Origin of the sequence: Ilyobacter polytropus DSM 2926 (genome assembly GCF_000165505.1) — a bacterium.
Taxonomy (GTDB): Bacteria; Fusobacteriota; Fusobacteriia; order Fusobacteriales; family Fusobacteriaceae; genus Ilyobacter; species Ilyobacter polytropus.
This window is the reverse complement of sequence record NC_014632.1, coordinates 1201009-1219642: the sequence shown is the minus strand read 5'-3', so window position 1 is coordinate 1219642 and position 18634 is coordinate 1201009. Positions and strand designations below refer to the sequence as shown.

At 34.7% G+C, this 18634-nt stretch carries 15 protein-coding genes and 1 other RNA gene; 14 read left to right on the top strand and 2 right to left on the bottom strand.

Features of this window, described 5'->3' with window-relative positions; translation table 11 throughout:
• The first annotated feature begins 107 nt into the window (after positions 1 to 107).
• From recQ to ILYOP_RS05650, 4 genes are all read left to right on the top strand, one after another.
• Positions 108 to 2030 carry a DNA helicase RecQ gene (gene recQ / locus ILYOP_RS05665; protein ID WP_013387574.1) on the top strand — a complete coding sequence of 641 codons (1923 nt, stop codon included), beginning with the start codon at positions 108 to 110 and terminating at the stop codon, positions 2028 to 2030.
• 108 nt (positions 2031 to 2138) lie between these two features.
• Positions 2139 to 2957, top strand: coding sequence for a transketolase (locus ILYOP_RS05660; protein WP_013387573.1), 819 nt, complete (start codon positions 2139 to 2141; stop codon positions 2955 to 2957).
• A 15-nt stretch (positions 2958 to 2972) separates the two neighbouring features.
• Complete coding sequence (locus ILYOP_RS05655; protein WP_013387572.1) at positions 2973 to 3902, top strand: transketolase family protein; 930 nt, start codon at positions 2973 to 2975, stop codon at positions 3900 to 3902.
• A 74-nt stretch (positions 3903 to 3976) separates the two neighbouring features.
• On the top strand, positions 3977 to 5062 hold the full coding sequence (locus ILYOP_RS05650; RefSeq protein WP_013387571.1) for a YibE/F family protein: 1086 nt from the start codon (positions 3977 to 3979) through the stop codon (positions 5060 to 5062).
• A 43-nt stretch (positions 5063 to 5105) separates the two neighbouring features.
• Here ILYOP_RS05650 and ILYOP_RS05645 read toward each other — a convergent pair whose 3' ends face one another.
• Together ILYOP_RS05645 and pssA are read right to left on the bottom strand one after the other, a co-directional pair.
• Positions 5106 to 6674 (bottom strand): ClC family H(+)/Cl(-) exchange transporter, encoded by a 1569-nt coding sequence (locus tag ILYOP_RS05645; RefSeq protein ID WP_013387570.1) that lies wholly within the window; start codon positions 6672 to 6674, stop codon positions 5106 to 5108.
• A 166-nt stretch (positions 6675 to 6840) separates the two neighbouring features.
• On the bottom strand, positions 6841 to 7542 hold the full coding sequence (pssA, locus tag ILYOP_RS05640) for a CDP-diacylglycerol--serine O-phosphatidyltransferase (RefSeq protein WP_013387569.1): 702 nt from the start codon (positions 7540 to 7542) through the stop codon (positions 6841 to 6843).
• Between the two features lie 143 nt (positions 7543 to 7685).
• Between pssA and ILYOP_RS05635 the strand changes: the two genes are divergently transcribed.
• The 10 genes from ILYOP_RS05635 to ILYOP_RS05595 all read left to right on the top strand — a co-directional run bounded on the left by ILYOP_RS05635 (position 7686) and on the right by ILYOP_RS05595 (position 18622).
• A complete protein-coding gene (locus ILYOP_RS05635; RefSeq protein WP_013387568.1) occupies positions 7686 to 8462 on the top strand; it encodes a YlmH family RNA-binding protein in 777 nt (258 codons plus the stop codon).
• Between the two features lie 123 nt (positions 8463 to 8585).
• Positions 8586 to 10292 carry a hypothetical protein gene (locus ILYOP_RS05630; protein ID WP_013387567.1) on the top strand — a complete coding sequence of 569 codons (1707 nt, stop codon included), beginning with the start codon at positions 8586 to 8588 and terminating at the stop codon, positions 10290 to 10292.
• Between the two features lie 210 nt (positions 10293 to 10502).
• The gene (gene mgtE, locus ILYOP_RS05625; RefSeq protein WP_013387566.1) at positions 10503 to 11870 is read left to right on the top strand and encodes a magnesium transporter; all 1368 of its coding nucleotides are present in this window, start codon (positions 10503 to 10505) and stop codon (positions 11868 to 11870) included.
• Positions 11871 to 11999: 129 nt separating this feature from the next.
• Positions 12000 to 12098: signal recognition particle sRNA small type (gene ffs, locus ILYOP_RS16255), an RNA gene on the top strand.
• 108 nt (positions 12099 to 12206) lie between these two features.
• Positions 12207 to 13436, top strand: coding sequence for a cation diffusion facilitator family transporter (locus tag ILYOP_RS05620; RefSeq protein WP_013387565.1), 1230 nt, complete (start codon positions 12207 to 12209; stop codon positions 13434 to 13436).
• A 41-nt stretch (positions 13437 to 13477) separates the two neighbouring features.
• On the top strand, positions 13478 to 15655 hold the full coding sequence (locus ILYOP_RS05615) for an ATP-dependent helicase (protein WP_013387564.1): 2178 nt from the start codon (positions 13478 to 13480) through the stop codon (positions 15653 to 15655).
• An 83-nt stretch (positions 15656 to 15738) separates the two neighbouring features.
• Entirely contained in the window at positions 15739 to 16575 is an 837-nt protein-coding gene (gene lpxC, locus ILYOP_RS05610) for a UDP-3-O-acyl-N-acetylglucosamine deacetylase (RefSeq protein ID WP_013387563.1), read from the top strand.
• Between the two features lie 33 nt (positions 16576 to 16608).
• On the top strand, positions 16609 to 17034 hold the full coding sequence (gene fabZ / locus ILYOP_RS05605; RefSeq protein ID WP_013387562.1) for a 3-hydroxyacyl-ACP dehydratase FabZ: 426 nt from the start codon (positions 16609 to 16611) through the stop codon (positions 17032 to 17034).
• Positions 17035 to 17045: 11 nt separating this feature from the next.
• Positions 17046 to 17819, top strand: a complete 774-nt coding sequence (lpxA, locus tag ILYOP_RS05600) for an acyl-ACP--UDP-N-acetylglucosamine O-acyltransferase (protein ID WP_013387561.1) — start codon at positions 17046 to 17048, stop codon at positions 17817 to 17819.
• Positions 17819 to 18622, top strand: coding sequence for an LpxI family protein (locus ILYOP_RS05595; RefSeq protein WP_013387560.1), 804 nt, complete (start codon positions 17819 to 17821; stop codon positions 18620 to 18622). Before lpxA ends, ILYOP_RS05595 begins: the two co-directional genes overlap by 1 nt.
• Positions 18623 to 18634: the final 12 nt, after the last annotated feature.

Sequence of the window (18634 nt, the reverse complement as noted above, 5' to 3'; positions counted from 1 at the left end):
TCAGAAAACTATAAAATCATTTATAGGACTCTGATATAATTTTTAATTGTTAAATTATCAGCATATTTGTTATAATTTTAGTATAAAGAAAAAAAAAGAGGTATAAAATGCTGGGAAAAGCGAGGAGAATTTTAAAAAATACATATGGATACGACTCCTTTAGATACGGTCAGGAGAAGGTTGTAAAGGGTGTTCTTATGAAAAGGGATATTCTTGCTGTAATGCCAACTGGAGGAGGAAAGTCTATATGTTATCAGATACCTGGACTTATGTTTAAAGGCATAACTTTAGTGGTATCTCCGCTTATATCGTTAATGAAAGATCAGGTAGATACCCTTAATAACCTTGGGATATCAGCAGCATTTGTAAACTCTTCTCTTTCGAAAGAGGAATTTATAAAGACTATGAGGAATATAAGGGTCGGAAGGACAAAGATTCTTTATTTAGCTCCCGAAAGGCTATTAAGTCCAAAGTTTATTAATCTTATGAAGAGTGTCGATATATCTTTTATAGCCGTAGATGAAGCCCATTGTATCTCCCAATGGGGACACGACTTTAGAAAAAGTTATCTTGAGATACCCAAATTTATAGAGGCTCTAGAGAGAAATATTCAGGTAGCAGCTTTTACAGCCACTGCAACCCCAAAAGTCAGAGAAGATATAGTAGACAAGTTAAATTTAAAAAATCCCCTAGCTTATGTAGACGGTTTTGACAGGGGAAATCTCTCATTTTATGTGGAAAAGGGTGAAGATCCTGAAAAATATATAATAGATTACCTGGAAAGAAACAGAAGAAAACCCGGAATAATATACGCTTCTACAAGAAAAGAGGTAGACCATCTATACAGCTATCTCAGAATAAAATCATTTAGTGTAGGGAAATATCATGCAGGTTTGTCAGAAAGCGAAAGAAAGGATTTTCAGGAAAAGTTTCTGAAAGATGAAATAAGGGTAATGATAGCTACCAATGCCTTTGGTATGGGAATAGATAAGTCCAATGTAAGGTTTGTCATTCACAGAAATATTCCAAGAGATCTTGAGAGTTATTATCAAGAGGCAGGGCGTGCAGGACGTGACGGAGCTCCAGGAGAGTGTATTCTTCTGTATAATGAGGAAGATGTGGGAACTCAAGAGTATTTTATAGATATGAATGAAGAACTAGAAACTAAGATGAAAAAAGAGAGGATGAAAAAACTCGACGCCATGGTAAACTACGCATCGATAAATACCTGTCTGAGAGAATATATATTGAAATATTTTGGTGATAAAAGGATAAAAAATTATTGTGGGAGTTGTCAAAACTGCCATGTGGCAACAGATGTTGTGGATCTAACTGTAGATGCCCAGAAGATACTGTCCTGTATAGGAAGGGTAAAGGGAAGCCTAGGGGGCTTTACCATTACAAAAATTTTGATGGGTGAGAAGGATAAAAAGATTGAGAGGAAGGATTTAGACAAGCTATCTACCTTCGGACTTCTGAGACACTATAAAAAAGATGAACTAGAAGAGTTTATAAATTATCTTACTTCTGAAGGGTATTTAGATCAGAGTGCTGGAAGTTATCCAGTGCTTCGATTAAATGAAAAATCTTTTTCTGTGCTAAAGGGAGAAGACGGAATCTTAAGAAAGAAAAATGAAGTTATCAGTTTTGATTATTATGAAGATCCTTTATTTGAAAAACTTAATGATCTGAGAAAAAAAATAGCCCAGAAGGAGGATATCGCCCCTTATATTGTGTTTTCAGATGCTACTCTTATTGAGATGGGAGAGAAAAAACCTAAAAATAGATGGGAGATGTTAAAGGTCAGAGGTGTTGGGAATCAAAAGTTTAAAAATTACGGTGAGATATTTTTAAATGCTATAAATGAATTTTCTGAGGAGGACTTAGAGGAGATAAGGCTTGAAAGTACAATTGATGAAAAATACTTGAGTTTTGAAAAAATAGAGAACCTTAGAAAAGAGTTGGGCCTTAAAATTTCCCATGATCAGTTTAAGGAATCCCTTATAAAAAATCTTTTCACAAAGTTTTAAAATATAAGTTATATTCCTGCCGAAAGGCAGGTTTTTTTATTGAAGGATATAAAAAATGAAAGAAGGAAACCTTTGCCTCCTTTGAATATCTATAGGGGAGGTGTTTTAATGGATATAAAAGAACTTCAACGTAAATCAGTGGAAATAAGGAAAGATATATTAAAAGTTATATATGAGGCACAATCGGGTCATCCAGGTGGATCTCTGTCTGCAGTGGAAATACTCTTAGCCCTTTATAAAGAGAGGATGAAATATGATCCTAAAAATCCAAAATGGGAGGAACGAGATAGATTTATAATGTCTAAAGGGCATGCCACTCCTGTTCTCTATACAGTTTTGTCAGATGCAGGTTTTTTTCCAAAGGAAGAACTATCTGGATTTAGAAAATTTGGTAAGATGCTTCAGGGACATGCTTACAGAAACATACCGGGAGTTGAGCTTTCTACAGGATCACTGGGAATGGGTCTTTCTGTGGGAGTTGGAATGGCTCTGGCATCAAATCTAAAAAAAAGCAGCTATAATGTATTTGTGCTTATGGGTGACGGAGAGATACAAGAGGGAAGTGTATGGGAAGCTGCTATGAGTGCAGGTCATCATAAACTTTCAAATTTATGTGCAATTATCGATTATAACAAGGTTCAGGAAAACGGTTTTGTAAATGAAATAAAAAACCTAGAACCTCTAGGAGAAAGGTGGAAGAGCTTCAACTGGAATGTAATTGAGATAGACGGTCATGATTTTGATGACATATTCAGGGCTCTAGATGATTTCATGGTGGAGAAGGGAAGGCCTACTGTGATAATTGCAAATACTGTCAAGGGAAAAGGAATAGACTTTATGGAATATGACAACAACTGGCATGGAAAAGCACCTAATACAGACCAGTATCTAGAGGCACTGCTGCAGCTTGATAATTCTAAAGATTAAGGAGTTGATAAATATATGGAAAAAGCTACAAGAGATGCTTTCGGAGAAACTCTTTTAGAGCTGGGAAAGAAAAACAATAAAATAGTCGCACTTTCTGCAGACCTTCAGGATTCAACAAAAGCAATACTTTTTCAGAAGGAGTTTTCAGATAGATTTGTAAATGTAGGGATAGCTGAACAGGATCTCGTGGGTATAGGGGCAGGGTATGCTTTAGAGGGATTTATCCCATATGTATCTTCCTTTGCATCTTTTCTTACCACCAGACCCTTTGATATGATAAGGATGCTAGCATGCTATAATAATCTAAATATAAAGATAGTGGCTACTCATACAGGAGTTACTGTGGGAGAAGACGGAGGAAGTGCCCAGATGCTTGAAGATATAGCTATTATGAGGGCCTTGCCAAACATGGTGGTGCTTTGCCCTGCTGATGCAGTGGAAACCAAGAAGATGGTAGAGAAGATAGCTGATTATAATGGCCCTGTTTATTTGAGGCTTGCCAGGGCAAAATACCCAGTTATAACAGATCCAGAGAAAACTTTTGAGATAGGAAAAGGTGAAATACTGCGAGAGGGAAATGACGTCACCTTGGTAGGTACTGGTCTAATGGTATCTAAGGCCTTAGAGGCTGCGGAAGTTTTGGCATCTGATGGTATAGAGGCTAGGGTGGTCAACATGTCAAGTATAAAACCTATAGATAGAGACCTGCTGATAAAATGTGCTAAAGAAACCGGGAAGATAATGACCCTTGAGGAGCATCAGGTTATAGGTGGATTAGGGGGAGCTGTATGTGAAGTTTTATCCGCAGAGTATCCAGTCCCGGTTAAAATAATAGGTGTGGAAAACAGATTCGGGCAGTCTGGAAAAGCAGATGAACTGCTAGAGGAATACAAACTAGACAGTAAGAGTATAGTTGAAAAAGCAAAAGCTTTTATAAGGGGATAACTCCCCTTTTTTTACTGTTTGTAACCAAAAGGTGTTTGTGTTAAAATTAGGGGAAAAAATACAGGGGGGGTTATATGAAAAAGATTTTTGTTCTACTTTTTATCTTTGTACTTTCTGCCATCTCTTTTTCAGATCAGAAAGATAACTATATCAAGGGAAGAGTTACCCAAAAGGTTCGATCCTATGAGCCTCAGGAGTTTGAAGACGAGGTTGTAAAGGTTGACGTGTATAATGTTATCATAGAGGATGGGATAGATTCTGGGAAGGTTATAGAGGTGGATTTTCCAATTTACCGTGAATCTGCATTTAATATTCCGTTAAAAGAGGGGATGGATGTGGTTCTTTACACAGAGATAGCCGATGACGGGAAAAATGTCTATTATATCTCTGATATTGATAAACGTAACAACATGCTTTTATTGGGTGGTCTGTTTATAGTACTTACTTTTATCTTGTCTAGGTTCAAAGGTCTAAAAGCAATTTTGGCTCTAGGAATTACAGTTGCAGGAATATTTAAGTTCTTTCTTCCAGGGGTGATATATGGATATTCTCCGATTTTATTATCTGTAATAATGGCATTTTTTGCATCTCTTGTCACCATATTCCTTATATCTGGATTTAATCATAAAGGAAAGGTGGCTATGGCAGGGAGTATAGGGGGAGTGGCCTTTGCAGGTATTTTATCCTATATATTCAGCATCAAAATGGGGATTACCGGTTATAGTGATATTGATGCTTTAAATTATGCTCCAATGTTAGTAGGAATAAAGGTCAGAGAGCTGGTCTCTGCTGGAGTTATTTTGGGAAGTATGGGAGCGGTTATGGATGTGGCAGTGTCTATCTCTTCTGCACTAGATGAGATAAAACAAAAAAATCCTGATCTTCATCCAATGGAGATATTTAAGTCGGGAATGAATATAGGAAGCGATATAATCGGAACTATGGTGAACACTCTGATATTGGCTTATATAGGCAGCTCCTTATTTACGGTAATGCTCATTGTTATGCAAAGAACAGAGTATCCTATTATAAGAATATTAAATTTTGAATTTATGGCTGTAGAAGTCTTAAGATCCCTATCTGGTAGTATCGGAATACTTGTTGCAGTTCCTCTTACCTCTTATCTGAGCTCTTTTAGGGGTGAAATGAGAAGAATTTAAATATAGGAATAGAAAAAAACAGGCTGATTTTTTCAGCCTGTTTTTATAATATAACTTCTTGTGCTTTTTTCAAAAGATCTAATTTTATAACCTTAGCTGTAGATTCGTTGGTAAGAATTATAAGCACATCTCCGCTCATAATACTATGCTTTCCTTTTGGGATAATCTCTTTTTCTCCTCTTTTAATACCGACAATAAGGCAGTCGTTGGGCCAGGTGACTTCACATATTTTTTTGTTTTCAAAATATGAATCTGGACCTACAGGTATTCGTATGGTGAGTTTATTATGGATATCTCCCTCTTCAATCTCATGATTTTCAAGCATCCGTTCAAGGAGAGTATCATATATCGGAATCATTTCCAGAATTTCTGTTATTAAGAATGTAACCATTGTAACTGTTATCAGTGGAAAAAAGTGTTCGAATGAACCAGTCATTTCAAGTATAAGTATTGTTCCTGTAATAGGAGCTTTTACAACAGCTGTGAGTAAAGAAGCCATTCCTAAAATTATAAAATAAATCACATAACTTTCCTGATAACCGAAATAATCCACCATGAGCATTCCATATATTTTACCACTTATAGCCCCTATAACCAGTATGGGAAGAAATATACCGCCAGGAGCTCCTGAAGAGTAACATATAAGAGTAAATAAAAACTTGAGTGCTAAAAGTAAAAAAAGTGTTTTATAGGAAAAAGGGTGATTTATAATTTCTTCTGCTAAATGGTGCCCCCCTCCTGTAACGTCTCTAAAGAAAATTCCGACCATAAATACTATAAAAATTATTACTATTGGTTTAATAATTGGTGGCAGAGGAATTTTGGCAAATATCTCCTGAAATTTTACTAACCAGTCACCAAATAATTTTCCAATTATTGTTACTATCAGTGCAAAAATGATAATAAGATGATAGTCGTGAAGTCCAAAACCACTTTCTACCTTTATTGTAAAGGAGGGTTCTAAACCAAAAAAATACTTTGATACAAAATCACTTACAACTGACGATATAAGTACGCATGTAATAAGAAGAGGAGACATAAATTTGTGAAGCTCTTCTATTGAAAATATAGCCCCAGCTAAGGGAGCGTTAAATGCCGCAGCAAGTCCTGCACTGGCACCGCATGATACAAGATATTTTCTTTCTGGATCCTCTCTTTTGAAAACTTTGAAAAAACCTTTTCCTATCTCTGCCCCTAAATGTACTGATGGTCCCTCTCTTCCTAAGGACATCCCGGTTCCTATGGCTACAACTCCTCCAAAGAACTTTGCAATAAGTTCCTTCAACCAGTCAAAGCTTAGTTGTCTTACCAGAACCCCTTTTACCTGCGGTATTCCACTTCCCTTGGCCATTGGGACATAGGTGTTTATATAGCCTAAGATCAGTGAGAAAAGAATCAGTAATAATATGGTGATAAAAATGTTTCCCGGTGAAAGGTTTTCACTCAAGGCGTTAAAAGAAATTTCGTGGAGTTCACTTGCATAATTTAAGGCTAAACGATAAAATACTACAACCATGCCCGTAAACAGCCCAACAAGAGCCCCGAAAAAATAAAGCTCTAGTTTTTTGTGACGCAAATTTTTCATAATGTCGCTGATGTTACTATTTGGCATAATTTGTCCACTCCTTGTGAAATTCAACTTTACAGTGTTTGCTAGATTATAACATAAAGAATAAACTGTATCAAGAATGAAAAATATTATGGATATTAAAATAAATGAATGAAAAACAACTTATAATTTTAGCTGAATCAAATTAAAAGAGCCTCTCGGCTCTTATTTAATTTTCAGCGGAATTTATGCTCTGCATATGATTAAATAAATTTATCATAACATAAGTAAAAGTAACAACAAAGAGGGCATATTTTATAGTAATAATAACACCGATAAAGCAAGGTATTCTAAGTTTTTTTGGAATAAACTTAAAAGTTTTATCGGGAGTTTTAAATGGTATAGTGCTTACCATTAATATTGCAGATATAATTGTAACAATCTGAAAAATTTCTATATACATAAGCTTTCCAAATAAATAATGACTGAAAAGATAATAAGAACAAACTATGGCAGCCCCCGTAGGAATAGGCATACCGCTAAAATCATCTTTTTCATCTGATGCAGTTGTAACAATATTGAATTTTACTAGTCTCATAACTCCACATAAAGCGTATATAAAAGAAATTGGTATGATTATATGAGTTATAGTTGAATAAATGTTTAAAAGTGAGTAAGCCAGTATACTAGGTGCCAGTCCAAAAGAAATGGCGTCACAAAAAGAATCGAACTCCTTTCCAAATTCACTATATGCTTCTAGTCTTCTAGCTGTCTGTCCGTCTAATCCGTCACAGACCATTGCAAGTACAATAAACCATGCAGCTTGTGTAAAATTGCCTTTAATGGACATGGTAATGCTTATATATCCTAAGAGCATGTTAGCAGCTGTTATAGCATTTGGTGCCAGATATTTTCTTTCTATTCTGTTCATTTTTTTTTATCACCTTTCCTGTGCTTATAAAGTGATTTGATTTTAACATACAAATAAGATAAAATCAATATAATGACTCCTCTTTAAAAACCGTGAAATGGGGCTTGAGTCTAAATTAAAATAAATTTATAAGGCGGTAAATTTTGGATAAAAAAAATTTTTTAAATAATTTTACATTAGATGATACAGGTGCACTTGCATCACTCTATGAAGATATAGAACTGTGTAAAAAAATACAATATCCTATACATACAAAAATATTTTTTCCACCTGAGGTGTGGAGTACTCTTGAAAATATGAAAAATTCACTGGGTATAGAGGTGGAGAGTAAGGGAGTGAAACAGGAGTCTGAAAAAAGAGTTATTCTGATAAAGCCATTAGCTTACGGAGAATACTTCGAAGATTATCCTTTTGCTTATTTTGAAATAAGAGGAGGATCAAAATTTAAAGAGTTGGAGCACAGACACTTTCTGGCGGCTATAATGGGGCTAGGAATAAAGAGAGAGATGCTAGGCGACCTGATAGTCAAGGAAGGAGTGTGCTACGGAGTTATTTTCAGAGATTTATTTAATTTTTTAGAAAACAATTTAAAAGTTATAGGTAAAATAAAGGTAGAAGTGTCTGAGACAGAGGAAAAAAATATACCTGAAATGGAATTTGAAGAAATAACATATCTGGTCTCTTCCCTTCGTTTAGACAGTATAGTTGCAGCTATTACTGAAAAATCGAGATCTCAGGCTACAGAATTGATAAGAGAAGGGACTGTCAGTTTGAATTATTCTGTGAGACGTGAAAAAGATGCATCTATAAAAGACGGTGATATAATTACAGTTAGGAGAAAAGGTAAATTTATCTTTGAAAAAGTGACTGGAGTCAGTAAGAAAGGTAAGCAAAGAGTTGTTTTGAAAAAATATAAGTAAAAACTTAAATTAAAAAGCTTAACCGAGATTGTCTAAGTGAAGTATTTAAATTTAGACAAAAAACCTTAGTTAAACGACTAATAGTTTTGAAGTGAAAAATATAAACAATAAGGAGATGAAGACGTGCTTAAAAAACTAACTGGAAAAATATTAATTATTTTTTTAATTGTCATAGTAGCAGCATATTTTATAAGAAACATAATAATAACTAGGATAGTAGAAAAAGAAGCTACTAAGGTTAATAAAGCTCTGGTTGAAGTTGATAAACTAAATTATGGAGTTTTTGGTAATGAACTTACAACAGGGAGAATACAGGTATCAGATGTGAGAGATACCAGTAAAAACCTTTTAGAGGCTGAAGGCTTGTCTGTAGATGTGGATCTTGGAGATATATTAGAAGAAAGTGTCATTGTAAAAGACATTTTTCTAAAGGGAATAAAATTTGGAACTGACAGAGAAAAAGATGGTAAAGTAGCAGGGCTTACCCCTGATATATCAAAAGAGAGTTCGTCTTATGAAGAACTTATGGGAAATCTTAAGAAAAGTGAGATTGAAAAATTATCTCCTCAGGAACTTATAAGAAATGAACTAGACAGGGTAATAAACAACTTTGACAGCCAGCTTTCTGCAGAATACCAGCAAGACAGTGAGAAAATATCTAAGAAAAAAGAGTACTGGGAAAACAAACTCAAAACAAATGAAAATAAAAATAAAATTGAAGATTTGAAAGTAAAAGCTGAAAAATTAGTAGAAGATATAAAATCAACAAAAAATCCCTTTGAAATAATTGGGAAAGAAAAGGAATTAAAAGAAATATATTCTGAGGCAGATAAATTATACAAAAGTATGGAAGCAGATAAAAAAGAGTTTGAAAAAGACTTGGACGAACTAAGGGCGCTTCCTGAAAAATATAAAGAACTAACGCTTATGGATAAAAATCAGATTTCTAACCTAATTAAAATGGATTCAAAGGGGCTGGAAGATCTTATTAATCGTATTCTGGGTCAGGAATTAGGAGATAGTATCTATAAAGTGGCCAATGATTTTAACGGAATAAGTGAAAAAATAAAAAGCAGCGAAGGGGAAAAAGAAAAGCCCCCTGTGGATGTCTTTGTAGAAAAGGCGAGAATGACTATGAATATAGCCGGAGTATCTATAGAGGGTCAGGCTACAAATATACCGAGCGATCCTGCCAAAAGCAGAGGGCCAATTGATTTTAATATCAATGGGATTACTGGTGATTCTAAGGTTGATATTGATGGCTTTGTAGATCTGATTTCAAATGAACAGCAGCTGAATCTAAAACTGGTAAATTTAAGGCTTTCAGAATTTTTAAAAGATATTTCTTTTGGTGATGCTGTATTTAACCTAGACCAAAAGCTAAGTATAAAGGGGAATACCCCTGTTTTGACAGGAGAGTTAGAAATATTGGACTTTAGCTCTAACGAGAGTGTAAAAGTCAGTGGACAGGAAATTATAGATATTATTTTCTCAGAAGCTATAAATAATCTGAAAGATATAAAAGCAAATTATCAGTATGATAACATCAATAAAAGGCTAAAAATCAACAGTAACCTACCTGAAAAATTGGCAGCCTCACTTAAAAACTCTTTTGAATCAAACGGTGAACTGGTTGCTAGTACTCTTCAAGAGAAATATGGAGAAAAAGGTCAAGAGTATTTTGATCAGATAAAAGAGGAGAGTAATGGCTTTGGGGAAAGTATAGAGGAAAAATTAAATGAAAATTCCCAAGAAGTAAAGACTATACTAGCTGAAATTAAAAAAAATACCGGACTTGATGCTGAGAATTTAATAAAAAAAACATTTTAAAGTTTAACCTGCCTGATAAAGGCAGGTTTTTTGATATATCAAATGGAAAAGTAAAAAAATATTTTATAAGATAAGGTAATGATAAGAAATTAATTAAAATATAATTTCCCCTTGTTAAAATAAGGATTTGAGTTTATAATTTAATGCGCCCGTTTTAATTCTAACATAAAAAACTAGTCATAATTATCTCACAGGAAGGCAGGTGGAAGTATGCGTATAGGAAGAGATTTAAACCAGTTAGTAGATATGCTTGAAGCTTTTTTAAGAAATCAGAGAGAGAAACGACTTCACTATTCTGAACTTTCAAAAATATTTATCAGGCTTAGAAAATTAGATAAGGAAAAATTTTTAGAATATATAAAAAGAATGCCGAGTAAGGATCTAGGAGACATACTGCTTAGTCTCAGTGAAAATGTTTTAGAAGAAGCTTTAGAAGCTCTGTCAGTAAAAAAACTTGTAAGTACAATCAAAAGACTAGAGTCAGATGATGCTACAGACCTCCTCCAAGATATAGAAGATATCGATGAAGAACTGGCTGCAGAGATACTAGAAGGTCTAGATTACAAGGAGCAAGAAGAGATACAACTTCTAAAAAGTTATGAAGAAGACCAGGCCGGGGCATACATGCAGACTGAGGTATTTGTAGCAAGTGACTCTGAAACAGTTAAGGAGACAATAGAAAGATTTAGAATTTTAAAAGTAAACGGAGAACTAGAAAATGTTTCTAGTGTTTTCATAACTGGAGATTATAAGAATCTTGTGGCCACCATATCATTGGAAGATATTATACTTTTTGATCTAAATAATAGTTTCAAGGAACTCATAATAAAATCTCCTGAAAAATATAAACCGAGATATGTACGAGATGTAGATGATATAGAAGATGTGGCAAAATTATTTAGAGAATATGACCTCTCAGCAATTCCAGTAGTAGATGACCATGGATATCTATTAGGTAGAATTACTATGGATGATATATATGATATAGTACAGGAAATTGCTACAGAACAGATATATAACTTTGCCGGTGTAGACGAAGATGTAGAAACTGGAAAGATAGTCTTGAACGTATCTAGAAACAGAGGAAAGTGGCAGTTTCTAAATATGTGTACTGCATTTTTTGCAGCTTCGGTAATCGGGAGATTTCAGGGGACTATAGAGGGTCTGCCTGCTCTGGCCGTTCTCATGCCTATCGTGGCTTCTATGGGAGGAAATACTGGAAATCAGGCCCTTACCGTAATGGTCAGACAGCTTGCAGTTGGAGATGTTGACAACAGTAACTGGTTACAGAGTCTTGTAAAGGAAATACTTGTTGCAGTTATGAATGGATTTATCTTTGCAGTTCTGGTTGCTAGTGGATCTTATATGTGGTTTAAAAATTTCAAAATTTCAATAATAATGGGAATAGCCATTCTTGTTAACTTTGCTATAGCCGGACTTTGCGGAACAATGATTCCTCTTTTTCTGAAAAAAATGAACACAGACCCTGCTGTTGGAAGTTCTATACTTTTGACAATGATAACAGATGCTTTAGGATTTTTCATTTTTCTGGGGATGGCTAAAATATTCATTTATTAGAGGGTATAGGAATAAAAAGTTATTGACTCATCTTTAAAATTATGATATATTTATACCTGTCGTGATAGCCGAGGTAGATAAGCGTTACCTCATAATCTACAGCTTTGTAGAGGTGAACCCGATTGGAGAAAAGAGTCCCGCACGGCGAAGTGCCGGTGAACCGTGTCAGATCTGGAAGGAAGCAGCACTAAGCCTGTTACTTCGGGTGTTGCGGATCGGCTCTTTTCGAAGGTCGTTTCACGACACTTTTTTTTTATTTTTTGTATATAAATAATTTTGGAGGGAGAAGAATAATAAATATTCTTCTCTATTTTTATAAATAAAGGGAGGTAGACTGTGTATAGAGTTTTGAGCGGACGAGAACTAGCAGACAATCTGTCGACATTGAGGGAGATGGATACTGAGTTTATTTATGAAGAAAAAGGAAAATATTTTCTTTTGACAGATAAAAAAGATATATCTGCCTATGCTTTTATACTTGAAACTTCAGAGGGTTATATCCTAAAAAGAATACTTGTAAAAAAAGAAAAAAGATATCAGTCTCTGGGAACAAAACTTCTTGATCATGTAATTAACTATGCTCTGAAACATGGCGTAGATTCTCTGATAATCGAGGATATCATCGAAGAAAGCTATTTTGAAAAAAAGGGATTTTCTATAGTAAAAAATAAGATGATATATCACGGAATACAGAAAAAAAATGAAAGACTGAAAGATAGTGTAAAAGGGACTTGGATATCGATATTTGTAAATGTACTTTTATCGGTTTTTAAAATCATAGTAGGTATATTTGGAAAAAGTAGGGCCCTTGTTGCTGACGGTTTTCATTCAATTTCAGATGTAGTAGGATCTATAGTTATACTTCTTAGTGTATACTTTGGAAATATACCAGAAGATGAAGACCATCCATACGGACATGAAAAAATAGAGAGTATAGCGGGAAATATTGTTGGGGTTTTACTTGTTATTACTGCCTTTGAGCTGGTAAGAGATAGTGTATTGTCACTGATAAAAGGGGTAGATTTTGTTAAACCTCTCAAAATAACAATTTATGTTGCCCTTTTCTCAGTTGTTGTAAAATATTATATGTATCTATATAAAAAACGAATAGGTCTACGAACCAAAAGTGATGCTGTACTTGCAGACGCTAGGGAGCATAGAAGTGATGCAGTATCATCTATGGGTGTAGTCATTGGTCTTATGCTGTCAATATATGTCAATCCCGTATTTGACACTCTTATGAGTATTTTGGTATCCTTATTTATAGGTAAAGAAGGGATTCACATTATTATGGAAACTTCTAACAATATCCTGGACAAACAGGACAAGGAGTTTCTTGATAAAATAGAGGAATATGTCTACAACAACACCGAAATCAAAAATATCCACGATATATTGATGAGGGTATCAGGGCATAAGATATTTCTCTCTTTTCATATAAGAGTTCCTAAAGATATGACAGTTTATGAGGCTCATACCCTGGCAGATGACCTGAAATACTCACTTCTTTCAGATTTTGATGAGCTTCGAGACGTGATTATTCACATAGACTATATAATTGATTAGTACTATTTATTATGATATAATGCCTAAGGAGAAATTAAGAAATGAGTATATTAGATAATTTGAATAGCGAACAGAAAAAAGCTGCCTCAAAGGTAGAGGGGCCTGTACTTATACTTGCTGGAGCAGGGAGCGGAAAAACAAGGACAGTCACCTATAGAATAGCCCACATGGTAAAAGAAAAAGAGATCTCACCTTATAAAATTCTTGCTGTGACCTTTACAAACAAGGCTGCGAGAGAGATGAGGGAAAGGGTTGAAACTCTTATAGGGGAAGATTCTAAAAGGGTTATGGTTTCTACATTTCACGCCTTTGGAGTAAGACTTCTCAGAATGTATGGAGTTGAACTAGGCTATAATTCAAACTTTAATATTTATGACGGAGACGATCAGAAAAGACTCATAAAGAATATAATGAAGGAACTGGTTATAACAGACAAGAGCATAACTCCTGCAAGGATAGCCTCTATAATATCAAGACTAAAAGAAGACGGTATTACTCCTGAAGAGTATGAAAAAGATTCCAGAGGTTTTTTAGAGAGCTATAAGACGGTCTCTTCTGTATACAAGAAATATAATTCTGGACTTAAGAATAACAATGCCATGGATTTTGCTGATATAATAGTAAATACCAACAGGCTTATGGACATTCAGAAAATAAGAGAGAAAGTTCAGGATAGATATCAGTATGTAATGGTAGATGAATATCAAGACACAAATAATATTCAGTATCAGATTATAAATAAAATTGCTGAAAAATATAAAAATATATGTGTTGTAGGAGATGAGGATCAGAGTATTTACGGGTTTAGAGGGGCGAATATACAGAATATCCTGGATTTTGAAAAGGATTATCCTGAAGCTTTTGTAATAAAACTTGAACAAAATTACAGATCCACTGCCCATATACTAGAAGCTGCCAACTCTATAATAAAAAACAACGAGAGTTCCAAAGGAAAAAATCTTTGGACTGAAAAAAATAAAGGTGAATTGATAAGAATATTTGAATCAGATGATGCCCGACACGAGGCTTATCTGGTTCTTCAGGAGATAAACAGACTAAAAAACAGTAACAGAAATTATAAAGATTTTACTATACTTTACCGAACAAATGCCCAGTCTAGAGCATTTGAAGAACTTTTCATAAAATTTAATATTCCATACAAAGTTTTCGGAGGTATGCAGTTTTATCAGAGGATGGAGATAAAGGATATAATGGCTTACTTGAATGTCATAAATAATTCTCTTGATTCTCTAAACTTACTGAGAATATTAAATGTTCCCAAAAGAAAAATAGGTGTAAAAAGTGTAGAAAAGATAGCTGAATTTGCTGAAAATAAGGGTGTAAGTATTTTTGAGGCACTAGGAAGATCAGAAGAGATAGAAGGCCTGAGTAAAAATCTAAAGATAGTCTTGTCCGAATTTCATTCGATGCTCTTAAATTTCATAGAAGAAAGCCAGTATATGCCGGTTTCTGAGATTTTTGACGGAGTTGTAAATTCAATAGGGTATTTCTCATATTTGGAAAGTTTGGGTGAGGAAGCAGAGTCTCGAATAGAAAATATAGAGGAATTAAGAAACTCTATAAGTGAGATGGAAAAAAATCAGGAAAACTTGACTTTGGGTGAATACCTTGAAAGCACCGCCCTTATAAGTGCTACAGATAAACTAGAAGAGGAACAGGATTATGTCAAACTTATGACGATACATAACTCTAAAGGTCTTGAATTCCCTGTGGTTTTTGTTGTGGGAGTTGAAGATGAAGTTTTCCCAGGATCAAAGGTTGAATATGATCCGACACAGCTAGAAGAAGAGAGAAGACTCTGCTATGTGGCGATAACAAGAGCCGAAGAAAAACTTTATATGTATTATGCAAAGCAAAGATTTGTATATGGACAGATGCAGTTTAGGACACAGTCTAGATTTTTGGATGAGATACCTGGACACCTTGTAGAGCTAATGAACGTTAAGAAAATAGAAAAAACTCCAGAAAAGAAATCTTCTGTAAAATCTTCTATTGAGAATTTTAATCCTATTAGAGACGGGAAATCAAAAGCATCCAGCAGTAACCTGCCTTATTCTATAGGTGAAAAGGTTACTCATAAAAAATTTGGTTTGGGAATCGTGAGAAGTATAAATGACAAAACAATAGAGGTAGAATTTAGTATAGGGAAAAAGAAATTCCTGACTATGGCTGCAGATAAATTCATAAATAAAGTATAACTGCTTTTAAAAATATTTTTAAATTTATAATTTAATTCTAATTAAGAAAGTTTAAGAGACTGCTACAATGAGAGGAGATTGACTTGAAGAGAAAAACAATCCAAAATGAGATAGTTTATAATGGTATAGGACTTCATAAAGGTGAAAATATAAAACTCAAGCTTATCCCGGCTGTAGAAAATACAGGGATAATTTTTAAGAGAGTGGATCTAAAAGATGGAGAAAACGAGATAACATTGGATATAAATAATACTTTTGACCTCACAAGGGGAACTAATCTCAAAAATGAATTTGGTGCAAGTGTACACACCATAGAGCATTTTTTATCGGCTCTCTATGTATATGGCATAACAGATTTATTTGTAGAGCTAGATGGAAATGAACTTCCTATAGGAGACGGTAGTGCAAAGCCCTTTGTGGAATTATTGGAAAAAAACGGAATAAAAGAGCTAGAGTCTGATATAGAGGAAATAGTCATAAAAGAACCCCTATACATAAGCCAGGGAGACAAGCATATAATTGCCCTTCCCTATGAGGGATACAAGATAACTTACTCTATAAAGTTTGAACATACTTTCTTGAAATCCCAGCTTTTGGAAAAAGAGATAGATATAGAGACTTATAAAACAGAGGTAGCTCCAGCTAGAACATTTGGTTTTGATTATGAGATCGAATATTTAAAGAAAAACAATCTTGCCCTTGGAGGGACCTTGGAAAATGCCATTGTTGTCAAAAAAGACGGTGTGCTAAATCCTGGGGGACTTAGATTTGAGGATGAATTTGTAAGACATAAGATGCTAGATATTATAGGGGACCTAAAAGTCTTAAACAGACCTATAAAAGGCCACATAATAGCTGTAAAAGCTGGACATGCCCTTGATATAGAATTTGCAAAAAAAATGTTGTCGAATAACCTATAAAAATATATATAAGATAAAAAAGGAGTGAAAAGAATGTTAAATGTTATGGAAATTATGGAGAGAATACCACATAGATATCCCTTTCTTCTTGTGGACAAAATAGTAGAGCTAGATAAAGAGGAACTTAAAATAGTAGGAATTAAAAATGTAACTATAAATGAAGATTTTTTTAACGGACATTTTCCTGGGCATCCTATTATGCCGGGAGTACTTATTGTAGAAGGAATGGCACAGTGTCTAGGTGTACTTGTAATGGAGCCAAATGGAAGCCAGGTGCCTTATTTCGCAGCTATTGAAAATGTAAAATTTAAAGCTCCTGTAAGACCTGGAGACCAGATCGTGTATGAGTGTAACGTAAATAAACTGAGAAGAAACATAGTAAAAGCACATGCAGTGGCAAAGGTTGATGGAAAAGTTGTCACAGAGGCATCATTTACCTTCACTATCATGGACAAATAGGAGGAAATAAATTGGTTGAGATACACGAGACAGCAATTATAGCAGAAGGGGCTGTACTTGAGGACGGAGTAAAAATCGGACCTTATTGTGTAATAGGGAAAGATGTTAAAATAGGGAAAAATACTCTCCTCGAATCTCATGTGGTGATAGAAGGTATTACGGAAATAGGAGAGGGAAATAAGATACACTCCTTTGCCTCAATAGGAAAGGATTCTCAAGACCTCAAATATAAAGGTGAACCTACAAAAACCATCATAGGAAATAACAATAAAATAAGAGAATTTGTAACTATCCACAGAGGGACCACTGACAGATGGGAAACTAGGGTAGGAGACAACAACCTTATCATGGCCTATGTTCATATAGCTCATGATGTTATTGTAGGAGACAACTGTATTTTCTCAAATAATGCAACTCTTGCTGGACATGTGACAGTAGACAGCAATGCTCTTGTTGGAGGGCTGACACCTGTACACCAGTTCTGTCGTATAGGATCGTACTCTATGACAGGCGGAGCCAGTGCAATAAATCAGGATATATGTCCTTTTGTTCTTGCCGAAGGAAACAAGGCCAAAGTAAGAGGCCTAAATTCAGTTGGTCTGAGAAGAAGAGGTTTTAGCAATGAAGAAATAAGTAATCTAAAAAAAGCTTATAAATTGATATTTAGATCTGGTATGCCTTTAAAAGAAGCAGTAGAAGAGTTAAAGGCAACTTATGGTGAGGATAAAAATGTAATGTACCTTGTAGATTTTATTGAAAAAAGTGACAGGGGGATCGCCAGATAATGGAAAAAATCGGGATAATAGTGGGCAATGGAAAATTGCCCCTTTATTTCTTAAAAGAGGCCGGAGCAAAGGGATACGAGGTGTTTCCCATCGGCCTCTTTGATACAATTGAAGAGGAAATAAAACAACATGAAAATTTCAGAATGATGAATGTAGGGCGTATAGGGGAGATTATAAAACATTTACTTGGCAATAATATAGTAAAGCTTGTGATGCTTGGGAAAGTTGAAAAAAGTATTCTTTTCAATGAAATAGAGTTTGACGACCATGGTAAAAAGCTTTTGAAAAAACTTCCTGACAACAAAGATGAAACTCTTCTTTTTGGTATTATATCCCTGTTAAAACTCTGTGGGATAAAAGTTTTACCACAAAATCATCTACTTGGAAATTTCATGTTTGAAAATAAAGTCTATACAAACTCAAGTCCTGAAAAAAATGACAGTCTAACTATAAAAATGGGTACAGAGGCCGCCAAGGCTCTAAGTGAGCTTGACGCAGGTCAGACAGTTGTATGTAAGGACTCTTCAGTTGTAGCTTTAGAGGGAATAGAGGGTACAGATCAAACCATTTTGAGGGCAGGAAACTACGCCGGAGATAACTGTATAATAATAAAAATGGCAAGACCTCAGCAAGACATGAGAGTGGATATCCCAGCAGTGGGATTAGACACAATAAAAAGAGCCATAGAGATAAAAGCGAAAGGTATAGTTGGAGAAGCTGGAAAGATGCTCTTTTTAGATCAAGAAGAAGCTATAAAACTTGCCGATGAAAATAAACTTTTTATAATGGGCATAAAGCTTTAGAGAAGGAGGGTA

What these genes read in the sequence shown, in the direction of transcription:
- recQ (WP_013387574.1), top strand. Translation starts at nt 108, where the DNA reads ATGCTGGGAAAAGCGAGGAGAATTTTAAAAAATACATATGGATACGAC.
- ILYOP_RS05660 (WP_013387573.1), top strand. Translation starts at nt 2,139, where the DNA reads ATGGATATAAAAGAACTTCAACGTAAATCAGTGGAAATAAGGAAAGAT.
- ILYOP_RS05655 (WP_013387572.1), top strand. Translation starts at nt 2,973, where the DNA reads ATGGAAAAAGCTACAAGAGATGCTTTCGGAGAAACTCTTTTAGAGCTG.
- ILYOP_RS05650 (WP_013387571.1), top strand. Translation starts at nt 3,977, where the DNA reads ATGAAAAAGATTTTTGTTCTACTTTTTATCTTTGTACTTTCTGCCATC.
- ILYOP_RS05645 (WP_013387570.1), bottom strand. Translation starts at nt 6,674, where the DNA reads ATGCCAAATAGTAACATCAGCGACATTATGAAAAATTTGCGTCACAAA.
- pssA (WP_013387569.1), bottom strand. Translation starts at nt 7,542, where the DNA reads ATGAACAGAATAGAAAGAAAATATCTGGCACCAAATGCTATAACAGCT.
- mgtE (WP_013387566.1), top strand. Translation starts at nt 10,503, where the DNA reads ATGCGTATAGGAAGAGATTTAAACCAGTTAGTAGATATGCTTGAAGCT.
- ILYOP_RS05615 (WP_013387564.1), top strand. Translation starts at nt 13,478, where the DNA reads ATGAGTATATTAGATAATTTGAATAGCGAACAGAAAAAAGCTGCCTCA.
- fabZ (WP_013387562.1), top strand. Translation starts at nt 16,609, where the DNA reads ATGTTAAATGTTATGGAAATTATGGAGAGAATACCACATAGATATCCC.
- ILYOP_RS05595 (WP_013387560.1), top strand. Translation starts at nt 17,819, where the DNA reads ATGGAAAAAATCGGGATAATAGTGGGCAATGGAAAATTGCCCCTTTAT.